Annotated in this window: 21 protein-coding genes and 1 pseudogene; 9 read left to right on the top strand and 13 right to left on the bottom strand. The window is 48.6% G+C overall.

Annotation, left to right across the window (positions count from 1 at the left end; translation table 11 throughout):
* Window positions 1-100 precede the first annotated feature (100 nt).
* Genes AAKU64_RS05960 through AAKU64_RS05950 form a run of 3 tightly spaced genes read left to right on the top strand, consistent with a single transcriptional unit; the run spans window position 101 to window position 3,751 of the window.
* Window positions 101-991 (top strand): branched-chain amino acid ABC transporter permease, encoded by an 891-nt coding sequence (locus AAKU64_RS05960; RefSeq protein ID WP_354328722.1) that lies wholly within the window; start codon window positions 101-103, stop codon window positions 989-991.
* A gap of 2 nt (window positions 992-993) precedes the next feature.
* Window positions 994-3,000 carry a branched-chain amino acid ABC transporter ATP-binding protein/permease gene (locus tag AAKU64_RS05955; protein WP_354361782.1) on the top strand — a complete coding sequence of 669 codons (2,007 nt, stop codon included), beginning with the start codon at window positions 994-996 and terminating at the stop codon, window positions 2,998-3,000.
* Window positions 3,001-3,016: 16 nt separating this feature from the next.
* Window positions 3,017-3,751 carry an ABC transporter ATP-binding protein gene (locus AAKU64_RS05950; RefSeq protein WP_323492449.1) on the top strand — a complete coding sequence of 245 codons (735 nt, stop codon included), beginning with the start codon at window positions 3,017-3,019 and terminating at the stop codon, window positions 3,749-3,751.
* Window positions 3,752-4,048: 297 nt separating this feature from the next.
* Here AAKU64_RS05950 and AAKU64_RS05945 read toward each other — a convergent pair whose 3' ends face one another.
* The 11 genes from AAKU64_RS05945 to AAKU64_RS05895 form a co-directional block, all read right to left on the bottom strand.
* Complete coding sequence (locus AAKU64_RS05945; protein WP_354328720.1) at window positions 4,049-4,678, bottom strand: carboxymuconolactone decarboxylase family protein; 630 nt, start codon at window positions 4,676-4,678, stop codon at window positions 4,049-4,051.
* Between the two features lie 101 nt (window positions 4,679-4,779).
* A complete protein-coding gene (locus AAKU64_RS05940) occupies window positions 4,780-5,694 on the bottom strand; it encodes an ACP S-malonyltransferase (protein ID WP_354361780.1) in 915 nt (304 codons plus the stop codon).
* Entirely contained in the window at window positions 5,691-6,734 is a 1,044-nt protein-coding gene (mdcB, locus tag AAKU64_RS05935; protein WP_354328718.1) for a triphosphoribosyl-dephospho-CoA synthase MdcB, read from the bottom strand. Before mdcB ends, AAKU64_RS05940 begins: the two co-directional genes overlap by 4 nt.
* Window positions 6,716-7,444: a malonate decarboxylase holo-[acyl-carrier-protein] synthase gene (gene mdcG / locus AAKU64_RS05930; protein WP_354361778.1), complete on the bottom strand. Its 729-nt coding sequence runs from the start codon at window positions 7,442-7,444 to the stop codon at window positions 6,716-6,718. The genes mdcB and mdcG overlap by 19 nt, the downstream gene beginning before the upstream one ends.
* Window positions 7,441-8,169, bottom strand: a complete 729-nt coding sequence (locus AAKU64_RS05925; RefSeq protein WP_354328870.1) for a biotin-independent malonate decarboxylase subunit gamma — start codon at window positions 8,167-8,169, stop codon at window positions 7,441-7,443. Before AAKU64_RS05925 ends, mdcG begins: the two co-directional genes overlap by 4 nt.
* 62 nt (window positions 8,170-8,231) lie before the next feature.
* Window positions 8,232-9,125 (bottom strand): biotin-independent malonate decarboxylase subunit beta, encoded by an 894-nt coding sequence (locus AAKU64_RS05920; protein ID WP_354328716.1) that lies wholly within the window; start codon window positions 9,123-9,125, stop codon window positions 8,232-8,234.
* Window positions 9,122-9,448: a malonate decarboxylase acyl carrier protein gene (mdcC, locus tag AAKU64_RS05915; RefSeq protein ID WP_354328715.1), complete on the bottom strand. Its 327-nt coding sequence runs from the start codon at window positions 9,446-9,448 to the stop codon at window positions 9,122-9,124. Before mdcC ends, AAKU64_RS05920 begins: the two co-directional genes overlap by 4 nt.
* A gap of 51 nt (window positions 9,449-9,499) precedes the next feature.
* A complete protein-coding gene (gene mdcA / locus AAKU64_RS05910) occupies window positions 9,500-11,203 on the bottom strand; it encodes a malonate decarboxylase subunit alpha (RefSeq protein ID WP_354361776.1) in 1,704 nt (567 codons plus the stop codon).
* Window positions 11,200-12,549 (bottom strand): TRAP transporter large permease, encoded by a 1,350-nt coding sequence (locus tag AAKU64_RS05905; RefSeq protein ID WP_354328713.1) that lies wholly within the window; start codon window positions 12,547-12,549, stop codon window positions 11,200-11,202. Before AAKU64_RS05905 ends, mdcA begins: the two co-directional genes overlap by 4 nt.
* On the bottom strand, window positions 12,546-13,112 hold the full coding sequence (locus AAKU64_RS05900; protein WP_323492459.1) for a TRAP transporter small permease: 567 nt from the start codon (window positions 13,110-13,112) through the stop codon (window positions 12,546-12,548). Before AAKU64_RS05900 ends, AAKU64_RS05905 begins: the two co-directional genes overlap by 4 nt.
* The gene (locus AAKU64_RS05895; protein WP_354328712.1) at window positions 13,109-14,140 is read right to left on the bottom strand and encodes a TRAP transporter substrate-binding protein; all 1,032 of its coding nucleotides are present in this window, start codon (window positions 14,138-14,140) and stop codon (window positions 13,109-13,111) included. The genes AAKU64_RS05900 and AAKU64_RS05895 overlap by 4 nt, the downstream gene beginning before the upstream one ends.
* Before the next feature lie 209 nt (window positions 14,141-14,349).
* Here AAKU64_RS05895 and AAKU64_RS05890 point away from each other — a divergent pair, with 209 nt between their 5' ends.
* Together AAKU64_RS05890 and AAKU64_RS05885 are read left to right on the top strand one after the other, a co-directional pair.
* Window positions 14,350-15,045, top strand: coding sequence for a GntR family transcriptional regulator (locus AAKU64_RS05890; RefSeq protein ID WP_354328869.1), 696 nt, complete (start codon window positions 14,350-14,352; stop codon window positions 15,043-15,045).
* 523 nt (window positions 15,046-15,568) lie between these two features.
* Window positions 15,569-16,207: an NAD(P)H-dependent oxidoreductase gene (locus AAKU64_RS05885; RefSeq protein WP_322119968.1), complete on the top strand. Its 639-nt coding sequence runs from the start codon at window positions 15,569-15,571 to the stop codon at window positions 16,205-16,207.
* Between the two features lie 145 nt (window positions 16,208-16,352).
* Here the strand turns inward: AAKU64_RS05885 and AAKU64_RS05880 are convergent, their stop codons facing one another.
* Window positions 16,353-17,045 (bottom strand): GAF domain-containing protein, encoded by a 693-nt coding sequence (locus AAKU64_RS05880; RefSeq protein WP_354361879.1) that lies wholly within the window; start codon window positions 17,043-17,045, stop codon window positions 16,353-16,355.
* A gap of 607 nt (window positions 17,046-17,652) precedes the next feature.
* On the opposite strand from AAKU64_RS05880, the gene AAKU64_RS05875 reads away from it, so the two are divergent.
* The 4 genes and pseudogenes from AAKU64_RS05875 to AAKU64_RS05860 all read left to right on the top strand — a co-directional run.
* Window positions 17,653-18,654 carry a hypothetical protein gene (locus tag AAKU64_RS05875; RefSeq protein WP_354361774.1) on the top strand — a complete coding sequence of 334 codons (1,002 nt, stop codon included), beginning with the start codon at window positions 17,653-17,655 and terminating at the stop codon, window positions 18,652-18,654.
* 205 nt (window positions 18,655-18,859) lie between these two features.
* Window positions 18,860-19,156, top strand: a complete 297-nt coding sequence (locus AAKU64_RS05870) for a helix-turn-helix transcriptional regulator (RefSeq protein WP_354361772.1) — start codon at window positions 18,860-18,862, stop codon at window positions 19,154-19,156.
* A gap of 10 nt (window positions 19,157-19,166) precedes the next feature.
* The gene (locus tag AAKU64_RS05865) at window positions 19,167-20,234 is read left to right on the top strand and encodes a hypothetical protein (RefSeq protein WP_354361770.1); all 1,068 of its coding nucleotides are present in this window, start codon (window positions 19,167-19,169) and stop codon (window positions 20,232-20,234) included.
* Window positions 20,235-20,246: 12 nt separating this feature from the next.
* Window positions 20,247-20,552: pseudogene (locus AAKU64_RS05860) on the top strand (DUF3987 domain-containing protein); the annotation flags it as partial.
* An 84-nt stretch (window positions 20,553-20,636) separates the two neighbouring features.
* On the opposite strand, the gene AAKU64_RS05855 reads toward AAKU64_RS05860, so the two are convergent.
* Window positions 20,637-20,758 (bottom strand): transposase domain-containing protein (locus AAKU64_RS05855; protein WP_354361878.1); only part of this gene is annotated, 122 nt, incomplete at its 5' end.

Raw genomic sequence — 20,758 nt, 5'->3', positions numbered from 1 at the left:
CTCGCTTCTGTCTATAAAATCTAACATCCCACGATTCGTATACCTTACAGATCGTGGGATGTTTCTTATTCTTCACTAGCGTTTTGCGCTCAGGATTATCATGGATATTGTCCTTCAATTAGTGTTCAGCGGTATTGCGCTGGGCATGATTTACGCCGTCATTGCGTTCGGCTATCAACTTACTTTTGCCACGTCTGGCACACTCAATTTCGGTCAGGGTGAAGCGCTGATGCTAGGTGCTTTGGTTGGCCTTAGTCTGGTCGGCAATATTCACGGCGGGCCGTATCTCAACTATTGGTTGATGATCCCCATCGTGATTGCGTTTGGCGCTTTGCAAGGTATGGTCGTAGAGTGGATTGGTGTCCGCCCTGCGATTAAAATTAAATCAGAATTCGGCTGGATTATGTCCACCATTGCACTCGCGATTATTTTTAAAAACGTCGCCGAAAATATCTGGGGCAAAGATGATCTGACTTTCCCTACGCCCTTGTCCGCAACACCGTTCCAGGTATTTGGCGCAAATATTCAACCAATGCAGGTCGTGGTTGTGCTGGGTGCATTGGCGATGATGCTGGCAGTGGAATTATTCAATCGCAAATCGATTTATGGTAAAGCGGTTGTCGCCACATCCAATGACCGTGACGCTGCTGGTCTGATGGGTATTAATACCAGCATGGTGATTACATTTTCTTATGCGTTGTCGTCAGCCACGGCAGCGTTTGCAGGCGTGCTGGTCGCGCCATTAACTTTGACCGGTGCCACTATGGGTACGGCGCTGGGTTTAAAAGCCTTCTCCGTGGCGATTATCGGTGGCCTGACTTCTGGCATGGGCGCGATTGTCGGCGGCCTGATTTTGGGCGTGGCTGAAACGCTGACGGGTTTTTATATTTCCACAGGTTACAAAGAAGTCCCAGGTCTGGTCTTGTTGCTCTTGGTATTAGCGATCAAGCCAGCCGGTTTGTTTGGCAAAACTGCGATTAAGAAGGTCTGATCATGAGTTTGATTACAGATAAGAAGACCTTATTGATTTCTATCGTTGGACTGGTGGCACTAGCGGTCTTCCCGATTGTTGCGCATAACCCTTATTACATACATCTGGCTGAAACGATTTTGATCTATGCGATCTTATTGTTTGGTCTGGATATTGTGGTCGGATATACAGGTCAGGTGTCGCTCGGTCATGCCGGTTTATTTGGTATTGGTTCGTACACTACTGGCGTACTGTATTTTAAGTTCGGCTTGCCATTCTTACTCGCCATGCCTGCCAGTATTGCCGTGACGGCCTTGTTTGGCGCCTTGCTTGCCTTGCCTGCCTTGCGCGTGACGGGGCCGTATCTGGCGATGGTGACCTTAGCCTTTGGTACGATTATCCAGATTCTGATCAATGAAATGACCTTCCTGACAGAAGGCCCGATGGGTTTGAAAGTCGCTAAGCCGATCTTCTTCGGCACCAAGATCAGCGAAGTCGGTTTCTTTTATCTGGTCGCGGTGATGATGGTCTTGTCCCTCATCGTCGTACACCGGATATTAAAGTCGCATTTGGGGAGGGCATTTCAGGCTTTGCGCGATGGTCCGATTGCATCAGATTGCATGGGCGTATCGGTGTATCGCTACAAAGTCTATGCCTTTGTGATCAGTGCGGCGCTGGCGGGGTTGGCAGGGAGTTTATATTCTTATTCAGAAGAATATATCTCGCCAAATACCTACAACTTTGAACTCACGATCATGTTTTTACTGGCCATTATTATGGGCGGTCGCAAAACCCGCAGCGGTGCTTTGTTAGGCGCACTGATCGTCGTGATGTTGCCAAGCTTGTTAGCAGATATTGATCTGTTCCGCAAGATCGCTACTGCCGCTGCGGTGATTGGCGTTGTTGCTAGCGCTTTCTTGTTGATGAAAAAGCGTACCACCATCCGTAATATCATCGTGCCGTTGGTTGCGACGATAGGCATGGCAATATTTTCCTATCGTTTAGAAAATATCACTGACTGGCGTCTGACGATTTTTGGTTTGATGACTTTGTTTGTGGTGTATTACCTACAAGATGGCATCATCGGATTTTTACGCGGACTGGTCGGTACCCGCTCGGCATCTGCTGATCAAAACGTGGTTGCTGCAGATGAAAGCAAAGCCTGGAGTCTGGTCGATAATAGCGCGGCGATCAGTGGTCATCTGCTGAAAGCTAAGCAAGTGTTGATGCAGTTCGGTGGCTTAAAAGCCTTAAATCAAGTGGATCTGAATATCACCAAAGGTACCGTACACGGTCTGATCGGACCCAATGGCTCTGGCAAAAGTACGATGATGAATGTCTTGACGGGTATTTATAAACCGACCGATGGTAGTGTGGAATTTAACGGCAAAGTCATCTCAGGTACGACGCCTTCGGAGATTGCTTTAGGTGGTGTCGCAAGAACTTTTCAGAATGTGCAATTGTTTGTTGAGATGACGGCGACCGAGAATATTCTGGTGGGTTTGCATCACACCTTCAAAAGTAATGTGTTGGATGTGATGCTGAACACGCCTCGTTATCGTCGGGAAGAACAAGACGCCAGAACCCGTGCCGCAGCGATTTTGCAATTTATGGGCTTGGCTGATTTAAGTGTGGAAGAAGCGCGTAATCTGCCTTACGGCAAACAACGTATGCTGGAGATCGGTCGCGCGCTTGGACTCAATCCGCAATTGTTATTGCTTGATGAACCAGCCGCTGGCTTGACTGCACCCGATATCAAAGAGCTGATCGCCATCATCCGAAAAATTCGCCAGCACGGGATTACGATTATCCTGATCGAGCATCACATGGATGTAGTGATGTCGATTTGCGATACCGTCACCGTACTTGATTTTGGTCAGAAGATTGCAGAAGGCAAGCCAGCCGAAGTACAGGCCGATCCAAAAGTGATCGAGGCTTATCTTGGCGGATCTATCGGTGATGAGACATCGCCTGAAATCGCCATCGAGAATTCTTCGGAATCGACTTCATCTACTGTTAGCCATAGTTAGCAGACAAGGAACTGATATGTTATCTATCTCTGATTTACACGCCGGCTATGGCAAGGTGCAAGTGCTGCATGGTATTTCTCTGGAAGTACCTAAAGGTAAAGTCGTTACACTAATTGGCTCCAACGGCGCTGGTAAAACTACGACCATGCGCGCCATCTCTGGCATGCTTAAACCTAAAACGGGCAGCGTCAAACTGGCCGGTAAAGATGTTACTGGTCTGGAGTCGCACAAAATTGCTCGTGCAGGTCTGGCGCACTCGCCAGAAGGACGGCGGGTTTTTTCGACGATGAGCGTGACAGACAATTTATTGTTAGGCGCATTCCCACGCTTCACCCGCTCACGTCCTCGCGGCGACGTCGCAGCTGATCTGGAAAAAGCGCTGGAGTTATTCCCTCGCCTCAAAGAACGCCAGCACCAACTCGCTGGGACTTTGTCCGGTGGAGAACAACAAATGCTCGCCATGGCGCGTGCAGTCATGTTGAATCCAGAAGTGATTTTGCTGGACGAACCATCAATGGGCTTAGCACCGATTCTGGTGGATGAAGTTTTCAGAATTATTCTGCGCCTAAAAGAGCAGGGCGTCACCATGCTGCTAGTAGAACAATTTGCTGCCGCCGCATTAAACGTGGCAGATTATGGCTACGTTTTAGAGAACGGCAGAATCTCGGTACACGGCCCGGCTGAGAGCTTGAAGAACGATCCGGCAGTCAAAGCAGCTTACCTCGGTGGCGGCGATCACGGCCATGCCTGATACGATCAATGGGCGGCGAAATCTGTTTGTCGTCGCCTCGTTGATGATCTTTTATGTATAGCGATTGTATATATACTCCTGATTAGTATATTTTATTGTCCATATAATCATTGGACAATAAGGCATATTTCTATAGTTTATGAGGGAGTATATTGATTTTGACTAATGCAGACGCTTTCGGGCGTCTGTAATTTTTTATGCCTACCACTTTGACATTAGCCTGATTATTTGCCGAGTCCTAACAGGTACGATCGCATCGCGCAATCGCACCTATGGCATCTGGTATCGGCCAAAATATCATTCAGGGAAACGGGTCAAACGTTTTGCATCCTTCGGTATTTGATATTGTGCGACATTCATTTGCATCGCTAGCAAGGCATAGTAAGAGTTAATTCCGGTCAGATCGACCACACCTTTTTTACCGAATCGTTTATCTGCGCGCTGGAAAGTGCGGTCGGAGACGCGTTTATTTTTGTGTAGTTCAGTCGAGAAGTCGTAGACGATTTCTTCATCCTCGCTCATGCCCACCGGACGGATACCGTCGGCGATTGCATCGGCGATAGCTGGTTTGATGCCAGCTTTTAGTGCGATTGGATAATGCACATACCATTCAAAATCTTGTGTCCATTCGCGTGCGGTGATTAGGATTGCCAGCTCGCTTAAGGTATTGCCGATGGCAGAGTGATAGCGCAGATAGTCGCCCATGGCTCGGGCTTGCGTCATGACTTGCGGGCTATGCATTAATGGTTCAAACGGGCCGAAAACAGGTACTTTGCGGGTGGCTAAAAATTCTTCAGCAGCTTGTTTTTGTTCCGGCGTGTATTGATCTGGCGGGATGGTCGGCAGACGGTCGCTTGCGTATGCTGCGCTGGCAATTAAGCCTGCTGCTATCCCGGATGTGATACCAGATGCGATTTTATTTTTCATGTTGTCTCCTCAGACGGTGGGTGGATTAGTAGCTTACATTTTGGGTGAAATTTCCGTTTGAAATGCATGACTTATTTTACGTTTCTTACTAGAATAGGCTTTCAATCAAACTGACGCTTTAACCATGTGACGATGCCATCGATGCTACGGAAATCAGCCACCGAACGGCACGCAATCTGTGGATGCCGTGTTTGTAGCATGCGCGATAAAGCAGAGCCTGGCCCTAATTCTAGCGCGACGGTTACGCCAGCTTCAGCACAGGCATCCATGCAATCACTCCATTGGATAGGTTCTGCTAACTGACGTGATAAATGCGTGATGGCGATTGTCTTATCGGTGATCGGAACTGCCGCTATCCCTGATAAGACGGGACAGCTAGCCACCGTAAAATTGATGTCTTGCAGCGCAGTGAAAAAAGGAGAAACCGCATGTGCCATCTTGGAAGTGTGGGATGCGATATCAATGGGTAATGACTGTATTTTTCCGCCCGCGGCTTGAACTACTTGACCCACCGATGGAAATGCCGATTGTTGTCCGCCTGTAATGCAACTATCTTCGCCGGTGATGATAGCCAATTGAAAATCAAATGGATGAATCAACTCTTGGATTCTGTTAATGGACAAACCGCTGATCGCTGCCAGAGTCTGTTGCGGCGATTCTGCCAGACAGGTATCCATTAAGCTCGCTCGGTTTCTCGCTAAGTCTACCGCTTGTTTAGCGCCGAGCATGCCCGCCACGCTGTACGCTGCAAGCTCACCTATGCTGTAACCGGCAACCAGACTCGGTGCAGGTATGCGCTGTTTGATCGCTTCCCAAATACCGAGCGCGCTGGCAACAATCATCGGTTGCGCGATACGGTTAGCGAATAAGAGCTGCGGCGTCGATGCGATGGCATCAAAGGGCAGATCAAAGCTGTCGATCAAGGCTCGGGCCTTGTCGTTTGTGCGCGCCAGATCAAACATCGCCGATGTCTGATTACCTTGCCCCGAGCACAGAATGAGCAGCCGATCCGTCATTTTTTCGACTTATCCAAAACTGCCTCAGCGGCGTTGCAGCGACAATTTTGTGTAAGTCCTAATTTGTTCTCACTATCGTTAGCGCGCATTCTATTAGCAGTGATTGCATCGGAACTTATTGCATGCACCAGGCAGCTCGCAGCAAGCAAATCCGCAGCGCCTCCGGGGGATAATTTTTTAGCGATAAAAATGCGATGACAAGCTAAGCCGTGTGCGTACCAATCTGGATGAGCGGTTCCACCAAGGCTCATAAAATGTTGCGCCTGATGTTTGACGATGGCCGCACCTTCTGCACCGCCACGATGGTAGACATTGGTGTCGCTGATATACGCCATTAAGGCGAACAGGGCATCAATTTTTGCATGGTAGATACTGCGCCCGGCAGCGAGGGTTGCTTGTAACGCGGGTACACCAATCTCAAATACGGATGGCAGGCCAAGGGCGGCCTCTTCACGGGCGCCACTTGCACCATGTAGCACACCAACCTTAACACCGTAAGATGGAGAACTTAACTCTACAGATGGAACTTGCATGTGCCTTTGTAATTCATCACCCCAGCATGTTAATAAAGTGTGGCGGATACTAGCTGGTGATAGTAACTGTCGTTGAACTTTAGCATGCCCGATAGCGGCGCAAAGTAAGCCTAGGCTAAAGATTGCGCCACGATGGGTATTAATCCCCGCGGTGGCCTGCATCATCTTTTTTTCAGCGACGATGCCCAGCTTTTTTAGTGAATTAAAAGAAGCTCCAGTCATACCTGCTAAGCTAATTTCTTTATAGTAGCCACGTAAAGAAAACAGGCTGCGCATAAAGGTACTGGCGGTCATATCTTGATGACTGCCGCTATCTACCAACGACACCAAACCTGGTTTGGGGTATAGCGATAATTCTGTGTACAAACAGCGCACGGCCTGACGCGCAAGTAATGCCGCAAAGTCGCGATGAGCAACATCAACACTGATTTTCTCAGCGTCGTCACGATAAGCTTGCGACATCAATGCCGGCATCTTCGGCACTATCTCTATACTGATTTGACGCATGACTTTTTTCCCAGACTGCTCAGCAATGAGGCTGTGGACGCTAACCGTACGGTATGCATTTCTTTCACTAATACATGTGCTTGCCGGCCTATAGCGCTAAGCCATTCTTTCCATGATACGGCCTGGTCGCCCGGGAAAATAATTTCTCCGTCTAGCGGTAGGATTTTGGCAGATTCTGATAATAGCAATAATCCAGTCTGCAATTGCTCGATATTTTCAGGATAAAAAAGGACATCAATATCCGATGTCGTACTCAGATAAATCTGCTTAGTCAGTGTTTGTAAAGCGAGTGATCCGAAGACATGAAGGCGTAAATTATTTGCTTGCAAGGCTAGCTCGGCTAAGCCTTGCTGCCATTCGCCAGGCGCAGCGCTGATGACGGATGATAAAGGTAGTGCTGGTGTCGTTTTTTTGATATCAGTGACGGCGCAACGCAAAGCGATTCGTCTTTTCTCACCAGTTAACGGATGCGGTGGCATAGCTAGCCCTAAGCAGATTTGATCCGTGTTGACACCGATATCAGCATCAGCACGCCTAACGACCAATGGCCAGTCTTGGTTTTGCCAAAGCTTGACGGCTTCTAGCTGATCGTCGGCCGCAGTCATACTCGGTTGAACAATAAGCTGACTACTACGTTGACCACTAAGCTGGTCAATAAGCTGCTGCCAGCCTCGATCGGATAGCCAGACCAGATCATGCCGTGACATCATGATGCCAGACTATTTTTGCCAGAAAGTATTGCATCGATTACAGGTTGAGCCAGCTTACGGCCGCTGCGTGCCAACCCTAAACCACTACGCTGATCGCCGCCTCGATTACCATCCACTTGTTGTTGTAACGCCAGTTCTAATTGAGCAGATAAATTATCGTGCCAGATCGCCTCAATGCCACCCATACGTAAATAATTTTCTGGACCTGGTGCAAAAACCGGATTGCTACTAGCGAGGGCAATTAATCGTTCTTCCGGCACTTTAGTGATCCTCGCCATAGCGGGCAAGCCCATGACCCGGATAGTAGAATCTGGCAAGGCATAACAGGCATCCGCCATTAAGCCACTGGTAATAAATCCACCTGACAAAGCCTGGTCATACACCAGACCAAGTATGGGATGGCCTTGACGCCGGGCCAGATCGACGCATTTTCCTAAATGTGCCATGTAGCTATTAATCCCCAGCATCTCATCACGGTGACGTAAACGTTGTCCTTGCGTATCGACCATAATCAAGATCGGACGCTGCGGATGTTCGCGCACCGTATCAAGAACAAAGCGGGCTTGTGCCAGCGCGATTTCAACACCAATTGGCTCGTGCTCGCAGGTGCCGACGACGGCAATAGTGCCGATGCTGGTCTGGGCGCTACCTGATAAGAAATGATCGAGTTCTGTAATCGTATGGCCGAGCGGAAATAGCTTAGTCGCGATCGTTTGCCAATGTATGGATGGCGCTACTGCCGATGCTTTTGCTGATAACTGCGTTTCAGAATTGACAGGCTGTACCATTACCGCGCTCCTAAACGTAGATGATCAACCGTCGTAATGAACTGATCCACCTCTAATAGCGGAAGCAGTTCTGGCTCGGCAACACCTAACTTGCGCCAGATATCTAGCGGATCAATCAGCTCACCAAATTGGCTTATACGTTGCGTGAGCAGACTTTGCTCTTGTTCTAGCGCCGCCAGTGTTAACTCCACCTCTTGCTGGTTGCAAGTATCGATTGCAGCAATCGCAGCATCGCGGAATGCTGGGACAGAATCTGCAACGATCATCTGACAATCACCTAATAAAAATCGATGCTTACCACCTGTCGTGCGCCACACCAGTGCTCTGTCACGCGAATCAAATTCTTCTACACCATTGGCTGTTTCAATCACTTCTGGACCTGACATCGCAAGACGTGCTTCTTCTGACATGACGATGATATTTGCACAGCGGGCAACGATGCCCATACCGCCAAAACAACCGTTCGAGCCGCCGATTAATACGACTACCGGGACGCCAGCGGCACGCGTATCCAACACCGCCCGCATGACTTCTGATACAGCGATCAGCCCCGCATTGGCCTCGTGTAAGCGGACGCCACCTGATTCAAGCAACAACACAACTGCATGGGCATGTTCTGCAACGGCACGACGTAACATCCCGACGAGTTTTGCGCCATGCACTTCACCGACGGCGCCGCCCATGAAGCCACCTTCTTGTGCAGCGATGAAGACAGTTTTTCCACCCAGTCGTGCACTGCCGATGACCACGCCATCATCAAATGACACAGGAGCATTCAGTTGTCCTAAATGGGGGCTGACGACACGTGCCGAAGGCGGTAAAAATTCTTCAAAACTATTCGCATCAAATAAGGCATGCACTCGCTCACGCGCATTGGATTCCAGATAACTCATGAGGCTTCTCCGGCAGTTTTTCCTAGCATAGCTTCAACCGCTTGATCCAGACGCAGACTCACGACCGCAGGCGTCGCGCCCATATCGTTAATCGTAATGCGGGTCTCGGTAAGCTGCCAGCGGTTGTGGAAGTCTTGCATAACCGCTTGCCAGATTGCACCAAAGCCGGTGGCGGCTGTTTTGATTTCGATTGTGCAGGCACCATTTTGTGGAGTGCTTTCAATCAGCACCTCCAGATTGCCGGAACTGACAACGCCTACCAGTTCAGCCGTATTATTTAAATGACGGTTGCCATTTTCGAATCGATAATTTAAGGTTTCCATTGCGGCTTTCTTCTCAGCTATTCACTTCTATTATTCTTTTCTACTATCCGCCTACCAATTTCTAAAACGCTTTGGCGGGTTATACAAACCGCCAGAGGCGCGCACCAGATCTTTCATCGATTTTGCGGCGAGCAAACTACGGGTGGCCTGACGTTTATCAATGCCAATGTCCTCGGCGCGCTGAATGATGCCGCGATCGCGTAAATTTTCTACCATACGCTTGTCGCGTGCGATGCCAACGGCGGTATAGCCTGCCACACCACGGATTGCCTGTTCGCGCTCTTCATCCGTGCGGCACAATAAGAGATTTGCGATGCCTTCTTCCGTCAAAATATGTGTCACGTCATCGCCATAAATCATGACAGGTGGAATCGCCATTTTGGCTTGTTCCGCTAGTTCCCATGCATCGAGTTTTTCGACGAAGGCTGGTTGCATATGTTCGCGAAAGGTTTCGACAATTTGTACGACTAATTTTTGTCCGCGCGGGATCAGAATTTTCCCTTCCCGCGCTTGCTGTCCGGCTTTTAACCATGCCGGGCTGGCGTGTCGTCTGCCACGTGCATCTGCGCCCATATTCGGCGCACCGCCAAAGCCCGCGATTCGTCCCAAGGTCGCGGTGGAGGAATTGCCTTGTAAATCAATTTGCAAAGTCGAACCGATGAACATATCGCAGGCATATTGTCCCGCTGCTTGGCATAGGGCGCGATTACTGCGCATTGAGCCGTCAGGTCCGACAAAGAACACATCGGGCCGGGCACGGATATAGTCTTCCATACCTAGTTCTGAGCCGAAGGAATAAACAGATTCGACAAAGCCAGCCTCAATCGCGGGGATTAAAGCAGGGTGGGGATTGAGTGCCCAATGACGTCCGATTTTACCTTTGAGTCCCAGTGACTCTGCATAGGTTGGTAACAATAATTCGATGGCGGCGGTATCGAAGCCGATACCGTGATTGAGTCTTTGTACGCCATACTCCGCGTAAATACCTTTGATCGCCATCATCGCCATCAGAACTTGTATCTCTGAAATCTGCGCTGGGTCACGTGTGAATAAAGGTTCTATGTAATATGGATTAGGTGCTTGCACGACAAAATCAACCCAGTCGCCCGGAATATCTACTCGCGGTAGTACATCGACAATCTGATTCACTTGCACAATCACGATGCCATTTTTAAATGCGGTAGCCTCGACGATGGCGGGTGTATCTTCTGTATTAGGTCCCGTGTATAAATTACCGTGACGATCTGCCACCTCCGCTGCGATCAGACAGACGCGGGGTGTCAGGTCGATAAAGTAGCGACCAAATAATTCGAGATAAGTATGGATCGCACCGATGTTTAACTTGCCTGAGCTGACCAGTTTAGCGACTCGTCCGGCCTGTGGGCCTGAAAAAGAAAAGTCCAGCTTTGATGCAATGCCGCGTTCAAATACATCCAGATGCTCGGGCAAGGCGATGACTGATTGCAGCATGTGGAGTTGATTGATTTTTGTCGGGTCAAGCGTTGCCAGCGCTTTGCCTAAAAAATCAGCTTGCTTTTGATTATTTCCTTCAAGGCAGACCCGATCACCGCATTCCAATACCTGATGCAGTAAATCAGCGATACGTGAGGCTGGCAAAACTTTACCGTTTAAGGCTTCACCCAGCGACGACCGGGCGCGCTGCAGACGTTGACGTCGATTATCTTGCAAACTATTCCACGCAGTGGGTCGCGCACTTGATCGTTCATTTATATGAGCATCAGAAAATTGACTCATTTCGCTCCCATAATCATGGTAGGCAAGCCCGTTGAAATCCCTGGAAACAAGCACAACAACAGTACTGCCAGAAACATCAGCGCGACAAATGGCATCACGCCCCGGATCACATCCTTTAGCGGGATATCTGGTGCGATGTTCTTAATCACAAAAATATTTAAACCAACGGGTGGATGGATTAGTCCCATTTCCATCACCACTGTCATGACAATCCCAAACCAGATCAGATCAAAACCTGCGGCTTTTAGCGGCGGCAAAATAATCGGAGCGGTCATCAAAATAATCGATACCGGCGGTAAGAAAAAGCCAAACACAATCACCATCGTGAGTATCACCGCCAGTAACACCCATTTTGATAAATGCATATCAACAACCCATTGCGCCGCAGACTGGCTGATATGTAAATAGCTCATCACATAGGAATAGAGTAAGGACATGCCAATGATCAGTAGCAGCATGGTGGATTCTTTGACGGTTGATGTCAGAATCGGACGCAAATCTTTTGGTCGCCATACACCGTACACAATGGCGATTAAAGCCAGCGCTAATAACGCGCCCAGACCTGCGGTTTCTGATGGTGTCGCAAAGCCACCATACAGCGCAACCATCACACCGATCAGTAAAATGACGAAGGGCAATACACGTGGCAGCATTTCTACTTTTTGCGCTAGTGTGAAATGTTCTTTTTCAAGATAGGCAGATCCAGTCCCGGTCTGATTGAATACCGCTAATGCCATACGATATTCTTTGCGTGCCCGATACACGGCATAACCAGCAAATAAAAATACCAGCAACACACCAGGACCGACGCCTGCTAAAAACAAACGGCCCAAAGATTGTTCCGCAGCGACCGCATACAAAATCATCGTGATCGATGGCGGTAATAAAATGCCCAAGGTGCCACCCGCCGCAATGATGCCTGCTGCAAAGCCAGGCGAATAACCACGTCTGCGCATTTCAGGAATCCCCGCAGAGCCAATTGCAGAACAAGTTGCAGGTGATGAGCCAGCCATTGCCGCAAATAAAGCGCATGCAACCACGTTGGCAATGCCAAGACCGCCAGGTACTTTGTGTAACCAGGTATGGATCGCAGAATAGAGGTCTTTACCAGCTGGAGATTTGCCGATAGCCGCACCTTTTAAGATGAATAGCGGGATCGACAATAAGGTGATGGATGCCATTTCTTCATACACGTTTTGGGTCACGGTATCGAGCGAGGTTGCAGGCATAAAAAAATACATAAAACTGGTAGCGACGATGCCTAGCGCAAATGCAATCGGCATGCCGGAAAACATCACTACCAATGTCACGGCGCCGTATAACGCGCCTAATGTTAGCGGGCTCATATGTCGCTCCGTTTTGCTGGCGATGCGTTAGTCACTCGCGCTAATACCTGCACAAAAATCTGTAACGTCAGTAAGCTCATACCAAACGCCATCATTCCGTAAGGTATCCATAGCGGTGGTGCAAAAGTGGAGGTGGTGGTCTGGCCATCGACAAAGGCTTCATGCCATAAGGTCCAGGATTTCCATGAGAAGAACAAGCAAAACAAAAACGACAATACATCCACTAACAACATACGAAATGCATTTACCCGCGCTGGCAGCAATGAAGACAGCGCTTCAATCCCGATATGTCCGCGAAATGACTGTACATAAGCGGTACAGAAAAAAGTGACACCGACCAGCATGAACACCGATGCTTCATCCTGCCAATCGGTCGGTGCGTTAAAAAAATACCGGCTGACCACCGAATAGGTGAGTACGCAGGCAGTTAATACCAATGCTAGCAAGGATAAATTCATGAGCAACATATTGAATTTATCCATTGCCCAAGATATGCCTGCAACGATCTTATTATCCGGCACTGCCGGTCCTTTGGCAGGCTCTAACTCAAAGCCGTGGCTCATAGAGTTTTCTCCGCCAGCTTCAGCAATTTGGCGCAGTTCTCATTTTTCTCGCCATAGTCTTTCCACGCCGTCGTGCGAGCGATTGATTGCCACTTCTTTAAAGCAGCCGGGTTGAGATCAGCCACTTTTGCGCCTGCTTTTTGGTACACCGCAGCGACCAGCGAATCATCTAGCTGCGCAGATTTACGGGCGAAGGCTTCCATCTCTGCGCCGACTGCCATGATCGTCGTTTGTTGTTCTTTGCTGAGTTTGTCAAAGATTGCTTTCGACATCATTAGCGGCTCAAACATAAACCAGTAAGCACCTGCACGACCGGTGGTCAATGCTTTAGATACCTCCTCCAAGCGAAACGAAATCAATGAAGTGGACGAGGTCAGTGCCGCATCCATCGCACCGGTTTGCATCGCGGCATAGATCTCATTGGAGGGCAGGGACACCACCGCCGCACCGGCTGCTTTCAAAATCAAATCCATCTCGCGGGAGCCTCCGCGTATCTTCATTCCCTTTGCATCATCCGGATCGATAATCGGTTTGCCACGGGATGCAACACCGCCTGCTTGCCAGATCCAGCTGACGACGACAATGCCTTTGTCTAGCAAAATGCGGTTTAACTCTTTACCGACCTCAGCGTTTTTCCAGCCGTAGCCCTGTTCATACGAAGTCACCAGACCAGGCATCAGTCCGATATTGACCTCTGGCACTTCTCCACCGGCATAGGACAGCGGCACCAGCGACAAATCTAATGCACCTTTGCGCATGGAAGAGAACTGAGCATTGGTCTTCATCAGAGACGATCCGGGGTAAATCTCAAACTTCAGGCTACCTTTCGACCGCTTTTCGACTTCGGCTGCAAACATACGGCACAAGCGGTCTCTAAAATCGCCTTCAGTCACTGTGCCGCCAGGGAACTGATGCGATATTTTTAAAGTGGACGTTTGCGCCCAGGCTGTTTGCATAGAAAGTAGCGGGGTAGCGGCAATGGATGCCATAGCACCGAGGACGGTTCTGCGTTTGGATAATGTGGACATTCTGTCTCCTGCTGGATAGTAAAGTTGCAACTGAGGTTGCAACTAAGGTTGAGAGCATTACAATGATTTTTATCTATTTGCATGCAAGGTTTCTTTTTATGTATGCAAGATATATACTTAATAAATGCAATGCAAGTACAAATTGTTTTTTATAATAAGAAAAAATTTACCAGGGATACCATTTGTCTATCGTCGACACTATTAATAAAATCGGTAACAAAAGCAGCGATAAGCTTAGTGATAAGGCCGATAATAAAAATCGCTCGGAATCCTTACGGGAATCGATTGAAGAAATGATCGCTGTAGGGACGCTGCTTCCTGGGCAGCATCTGGATGAGACCGAACTAGCAACGCAGTTTGGCGTATCACGCACGCCGATCAGAGAAACTCTGATTCAGCTGGCATCAATGGGGATTGTCGTTATTCGCCCCAGGCGCGGTGCGGTTGTGGCAGAACTGGGGCCGCAGCAATTGGTAGAAATGTTTGAAGTCATGGCTGAGTTTGAAGCGATGTGCGGCAGACTCGCCGCCAGACGCATGACCGTAGAGGAACATCAGAACCTGCTGGCAGCACATCAGGCATGTAAGGACGCCAGCTTGGCACAAAATTCTGACGATTATTTCTACTGCAATGAAACCTTCCATCAGATTATCTACAAAGGCAGTCACAATGCTTTTCTGGCTGAGCAAGCGCTCGCCTTACATCGCCGCCTCCGGCATTACCGGCGTTTGCAATTGCGGGTGAGGGACAGAGTTGGCGCATCGTTTTCTGAGCACGACGGCGTGGTGCAGGCGATTCTCGCTGGTAATGGCGATTTAACAGCAGAGTTGCTCAGAGGTCACATCATGATTCAGGGCCAGCGTTTTGCCGATCTGATGGCGTCCTTACCTAAGTTAAATCCATAGACGTTATCGTTTAAACCGGTGATATCGGGCGGGTAAATACTTACGATTTACTTGCTTAGTTAGATCTTAAATAAATATACTCCCCCTTAATTTTTAAAAATATGGCTTATTGTCCAGTAAGTATGTGGACAACTTAAATATACATACCCAGAGTATATATGTGGCCTATGCGTTAGCTTATGTATTATTCCTGCGAGGGAATTCCCACGCGCTTTCAACTAAGCCGGGCGGATTCAGATAAACCGGGCGCAGAGCCTTGTCAAATGCCAGCGATGACCCATATCAGTCAGACGTTTGGTCGCAGCTAATAAATGGGCAATGGCTATCTCCATCATCGTGGCGATGACGGATCAAACAATGCCCGTCAGATGTCCACAAGCTGAACAATAGTGCGCCAGTGCAGCTAATTTCGATCACGGTTACACTAGGCAAAGTAACAAGTCATTAAAACTCTGTTTGCTCTTAGTGAGCCCCCTAAGAATCATTATTAGCAAACATTAATCTCAACCCGAAAGTTATTCACATGTCCGATTTAATTCAAAAGCTGGAATGGCGTTATGCCGCAAAAAAGATGAACCCTGCCAAAGCGGTTCCGCAAGAAAAAGTTGACCGCATTCTGGAAGCAGCGCGCCTGACCGCGACTTCCAGCGGTTTGCAACCTTACGAAATCTTCGTCGTTACCAATCCAGAAGTCCGTGAAAAAATCAAACCAGTTGCATGGAACCAAGGCCAGATCACCGATTGCTCACACCTGTTAGTGTTCGCCGCATGGGACAACTACACGGTAGAACGCATCAACATGATGTTTGATCTGACCAACGACATTCGTAATTTTAAAAACGAAGGTTGGGAAAATTATCGCCAAATGCTGCTCAACACCTACCCAAAACGCGATGCAGAAGTCAATTATCAACATGCAGCGCGCCAGGCCTACATCGGTCTGGGATCAGCACTGATTGCCGCCGCATTTGAAGAAGTTGACAGCACGCCGATGGAAGGTTTTGACCCTGCCGCAGTTGACGAAATCCTTGGACTCAAAGCACACGGTTTGCGCAGCGTTGTGATTTTGCCGTTGGGCTATCGCGAAGAAGACAAAGACTGGTTAGTTAACCTGAAAAAAGTCCGTCGCCCAACCGACAAGTTTGTGACTGAAGTGAAGTAAATCGACTATGTCGCTAGCTGCGGGTAAGGCATTCGTAGCTAGCGACAATCGGAGCAGAGTAGATCACCTTAATCACGCCAGTTGACCGGACCCTACTCTGTTCTTTGTTCTAATTTTTAATCGCATTTTCAGGCTAATTTTCAAGCTAGCTGAGCTGAAGCTTTTCTGCCGCGTACTTCGCTGCCAGCTGCAGATTTTTCAAATCCCGCTCTACCAATTTGTCGTCTGCCTTAGAACTAAAGCAGCAAAATGTGCCATATACATTGCCATCAGACAGAATAATCGGCGTGGCAAGATAAGAACCTATCTTCAGATGCGTCTTCGGTATTTCTATCTCTTGGGCTAGCTTCGGCGCGTCATTAATAATTTGTGGCAAGCGTCCATCCACAATCCGTTGGCACCATGTTGCCTCCAAAGGATCAGCTTGGCCTGCACTCAAGATCGGCGCATTGTCGCGACATTCAACTTGTCGTATCACCCGCATGCCATCCACAAATTCAGACACAAACACAACATCCATCTTAAGTTTTTCCAGCACAATTTTTAAGACTTCCTGAACCGAGTGATGAATCAACTCATCCGACGTATCCGCAGTCGCAACCAATAATTCGGATAGCTGCACCGTCAGATCGTTAGGGTCTAAGCCTTCTTCATATCTTGAAACGGCTTGATTGGATTTATGAGCATCAGCAGGCGTCACATGCACAAGCGAGTCCAGCGTAAATACCTTCAATTGCGAGTGCGCGCCAGCTCCCCATGTACACTCAGCCAGATCATGTTTATTGCCGAGAATAGCCTCAATCGTCATCAACTCCCCACCATCACGGAGTTGGACAATATCGCCAATTTTAAAAGTAATGATAGGTGGACTTGAATAATATGTTTTAATCCTTGTGGATGCTATTGTTTGAAGTAATTTTTTATGATTATGGATTTAAATATGGATGCAAAAAATATTCTTTTAGAGGCTATTTTTTGGAATTGAATATTCTTGGTCGAATTATGTATAAATTCTTACTTGAGAGGCTCTGATATTTTTATTTTAAAATTTAATGAAAAAATATTACCGCATTCTTCATCAAAGCTTATTAAACGGTGACGCATAGCGTTCATTTGTCAGCTTTTGAGCATTCAAAGGATATTCGTGTAGAGCAGCTATATGGGTATGCATTAAATGGTGAGGCGTAATTATTAAGTATCAAAACAAGGTTGATGCACATTCCTAGATAGTCAGTGTACTAGTGCGTTGAATAAAGGCGGCCGCTGTTTTCGCAGAGTGTTAACGTAGAAGTGAGAAGTGCATAACGTATTAAACCCATAGACTGTTGGGCGTCTCTTTTTCGGTTTACTATCTTGGTTGCGGTTATCCGTTAACATCGGACAACAGCTCGAAAGAACTTAGCGCCCTAGAGTTGGGCATTAGAAAATAATTTACCGAGGTGCAAGTGAAAGTTCAAGTAGAGTTGCCGGCTGATCAACTGATCGATTTTTGGAGTTTTTGTAAAGCGATCGCCCAAGCACTTTGTCCTGCCGGCGAGCAAGAACTAAAAGGAATTGATTGTATTGTTGGGAAGATGGTAACGAGTAATATCGCTAAGAGTGCACCCGTATTTGGCGAAGAGAAATGGCCAATCTCCGCTGGCTTGCAATGTGTGCTGCTTTCCGAAGACGGTTGCACGCTTGATCAACTACGGAGGGATCAGCCAGACACTGTGGCATCGTCTGCGCCTCAAATCCCATTCGGCAATGAGTTGCACTACGACATGGTTGAACTCACGCTACCATACAAGCTCACGGACAATGATCGCGAGGTGATGGAAAAACTACTTGTGGACTTACCCTCATTACATTATCCAATGTCGGACTATGGGATGGAGTCCTTTCTTAGTGCCTACTCCAGCCTGCCGAATCGACCAGAGTGGAAACCTGTTTTAGTTGACGCCAAGACCATCGAACGACGTCAGGCGGAGCAGGACACGGTCATGATCCATCATCAAAGGGTACTTCAGGATGAGCTAGCGCGCGAGCGACTCTCGGCAGTCGATGCGAACCATGTTTCTGTGGCCAGATTTGGTATAGGGACCTATTTGCCTAAAGGTCAAGCAATTGCCTATTTGGAACGATGTGGTATTTTGCACGTCGAAAAGAGAGAGGTCAGCGACCGCGACGTGCAAACTGAAATATCTATAATTGATCAAGAATCACTAAAGGCAAAGCGGAGTGCCTTACGCAAACCCAAGCTCACCAAAAAGGATAAGCAGGAGATAGTAAAACGGCACGATGAACTTCAGCGAAAAGGGGTTAACAATTTCTCTCAACAACTCGCAGAGCAATTTGGTATTAGCAGCGGGTACGTCCGAAGAATAGTACGCGAAGCCAAGGATAAGCCGAATATTAGCCAAGTCGTCAATAAGTGGCCGGCATCTTCAACTAAGATGAGCCTGTAGTTTTCCGCGGAGTTCCACCTTAGTTCCGCCTTAGTTCCGCCCTGGACTTCGTTAAGCCTTGTCAGATCAGGGCAAGCAAGGTTTTTCAAAAATTGCTTGCGCGGAACACGAGTTCCGCCCGGATCATCTATCACATACGGCACAAGCCGGACCAAGGTGGGCGACGTTTGTAGCGTCGCTTGCCATAATTTGTGATGGAAAACTCATGACTACTCATACACTCAAGATGGCGGAAGTTTTGCCAAAATTGAATCCAACCTGCATTATCTCGGATGACTCGACACCGACGCTCCGTCAGCTCGGTAAGGCTCTCCAAATTCTTCGCATGAAGCAACTGGTTCAGCGCACGCAATTGTCGCGCGCTACCCTATATGTGCTGATGTCGACGGACCAGACTTTCCCGCGGAAAATCAAATTGTCGGCGCGCACCGTGGGCTACCTTGAATCTGATGTCGATGCATGGATCGCTGCGCGTGCAGAATCGTTCCTTAACGTGCAATAAGGGGAGCGAGATGAACACAAATACAAATACAAAGTTTCAGTCTGCCTCCCTCACGAGCACAGTTGGTGATTCGACGCGTTTTCTAGTTGTCAAGCTGACAGCGTCACAAAAGCTCGCGCTTTTGGTTGCCATTGCGGCTACCTTGGCGTCACTCGGCATCGCCATCTACACTGGTTGGCAGTCAAGCGGCCTTCTTATTGAGAGACTCATACGCATTGCGCTGATTGGCGTTGCCGTTTTGTTCGTGCATTGGCTACCAGCGGGGCTGCATGAATTACGTGGCTTAGTTCAAGTTGCTGCTTTCACGTTGTGGCTTGTCGCGACTTTGGTCGTATTGCACGGGCAAATCACATTCTTCATGATTTCGCAACGACATGCTGGCGATCTGCGCGTAGCGACGATCCAGACACCCTCAGTGCCTTTAATGGCTAGCTCTCTCTCTGGACGCTCACGAACTGATATTGCGAAAGAGAAAACGAAGGTCATCTCTGACCTAGCTCGCGCCCAATTACAACGTTGTCTAGGTGAGTGTACAACCCTCAACGTACGTCGGGCACGTTTGGCCGCAGAGATCATGGCATTAGATGCAGAAGCTGACGAGGCGAAGCGCTATGAAGCCATGGATGATCGGCGCAATTCGCAAGCTGATCGCGTCGACGAGTTACGTGCGTCATTACGTGCCGATCCAGTCGCTTTCTCGGTCGCGACTTGGATCGGAGTTACCGAACAATGTCTTGCAATGGTCATAGGTCTCGCCTACGCGGTCGTGCTCGAGGGTACTGCTGTCTTGGGGTGGATTATGGTATCAGCAGCGTTGGGTCGTACTGCAGGTCGCAATGTAGTCGTATCCGACAGCATACTCGGGGTGCTTGAACACGATCCTGCTGTGGAGATTGATTCAAGTCGCGGTGTTATATCTAACGATGACAAACTTGTAGAACGAGTTCGTGCGGCAGTCGTAGCTGGTGAACTTCAACCAACGCAATTTTCAATTCGCGAGTTTCTGGGTTGCGGACAGCCTAAAGCGGGGAGGGTGAATCGTCTCTATGTCGCCCGATACTGCTCGGTGAATGGTTAAGGAGAATCGATCATGCCAATTATTGAATATAAAAACGGATATGCCGCTTATCAATGGCCGCACTGGCAAAGTTACTATCCGACGGACTCATTTCCGGCCTTGCTTCGCGAGCCTATCCTTGAAATCAGCGCGATTCACCGGACGCCTGTTGAATTGGCCGCACATGCCGCACTTGGGGTTGTGTCGCTCGCATGTCAACATTTTGTCAACGTCCAGTGTCCATCCTACGATCCTGCACCGGTGTCGCTTTTTTTGATGGGGGTTAGCAAGTCCAGCGGTGGAAAGTCTGTCGTAGAACAACGCTTCCTGCGGTCAGTGTTGGCGTTTGAACGCAAGCAAAAAGCGGAGAACGTCGTAAAGAAGTCAAATTTCCGTATGCGTCCGACAGTCCCACCTAGACGATCAGCAAACAACCGATTTTGCCCGCAGCGGCAACAATTCATCAATACGATTATTTTTACAGGTAGGGAGTTTTTCCAAAGTTTCTTTAAGCCAGGCAAGCGGTTCGATGTTATTCGCTTTGG

The sequence above is a fragment of the Undibacterium sp. GrIS 1.8 genome (assembly GCF_040544445.1).
Classification (GTDB): Bacteria; Pseudomonadota; Gammaproteobacteria; order Burkholderiales; family Burkholderiaceae_D; genus Undibacterium.
This window is presented reverse-complemented; position numbering and strand designations above follow the sequence as displayed.

Bases quoted from the DNA above. Each gene is read 5' to 3' on its own strand.
- mdcA (WP_354361776.1), bottom strand. From the start codon at position 11,203: ATGAGTCAATTTTCTGATGCTCATATAAATGAACGATCAAGTGCGCGA.
- AAKU64_RS05960 (WP_354328722.1), top strand. From the start codon at position 101: ATGGATATTGTCCTTCAATTAGTGTTCAGCGGTATTGCGCTGGGCATG.
- mdcG (WP_354361778.1), bottom strand. From the start codon at position 7,444: ATGATGTCACGGCATGATCTGGTCTGGCTATCCGATCGAGGCTGGCAG.
- AAKU64_RS05885 (WP_322119968.1), top strand. From the start codon at position 15,569: ATGTCCGATTTAATTCAAAAGCTGGAATGGCGTTATGCCGCAAAAAAG.
- AAKU64_RS05905 (WP_354328713.1), bottom strand. From the start codon at position 12,549: ATGAGCCCGCTAACATTAGGCGCGTTATACGGCGCCGTGACATTGGTA.
- AAKU64_RS05865 (WP_354361770.1), top strand. From the start codon at position 19,167: ATGAACACAAATACAAATACAAAGTTTCAGTCTGCCTCCCTCACGAGC.
- mdcC (WP_354328715.1), bottom strand. From the start codon at position 9,448: ATGGAAACCTTAAATTATCGATTCGAAAATGGCAACCGTCATTTAAAT.
- AAKU64_RS05955 (WP_354361782.1), top strand. From the start codon at position 994: ATGAGTTTGATTACAGATAAGAAGACCTTATTGATTTCTATCGTTGGA.
- mdcB (WP_354328718.1), bottom strand. From the start codon at position 6,734: ATGCGTCAAATCAGTATAGAGATAGTGCCGAAGATGCCGGCATTGATG.
- AAKU64_RS05900 (WP_323492459.1), bottom strand. From the start codon at position 13,112: ATGAGCCACGGCTTTGAGTTAGAGCCTGCCAAAGGACCGGCAGTGCCG.
- AAKU64_RS05950 (WP_323492449.1), top strand. From the start codon at position 3,017: ATGTTATCTATCTCTGATTTACACGCCGGCTATGGCAAGGTGCAAGTG.
- AAKU64_RS05870 (WP_354361772.1), top strand. From the start codon at position 18,860: ATGACTACTCATACACTCAAGATGGCGGAAGTTTTGCCAAAATTGAAT.
- AAKU64_RS05920 (WP_354328716.1), bottom strand. From the start codon at position 9,125: ATGAGTTATCTGGAATCCAATGCGCGTGAGCGAGTGCATGCCTTATTT.
- AAKU64_RS05895 (WP_354328712.1), bottom strand. From the start codon at position 14,140: ATGTCCACATTATCCAAACGCAGAACCGTCCTCGGTGCTATGGCATCC.
- AAKU64_RS05945 (WP_354328720.1), bottom strand. From the start codon at position 4,678: ATGAAAAATAAAATCGCATCTGGTATCACATCCGGGATAGCAGCAGGC.
- AAKU64_RS05940 (WP_354361780.1), bottom strand. From the start codon at position 5,694: ATGACGGATCGGCTGCTCATTCTGTGCTCGGGGCAAGGTAATCAGACA.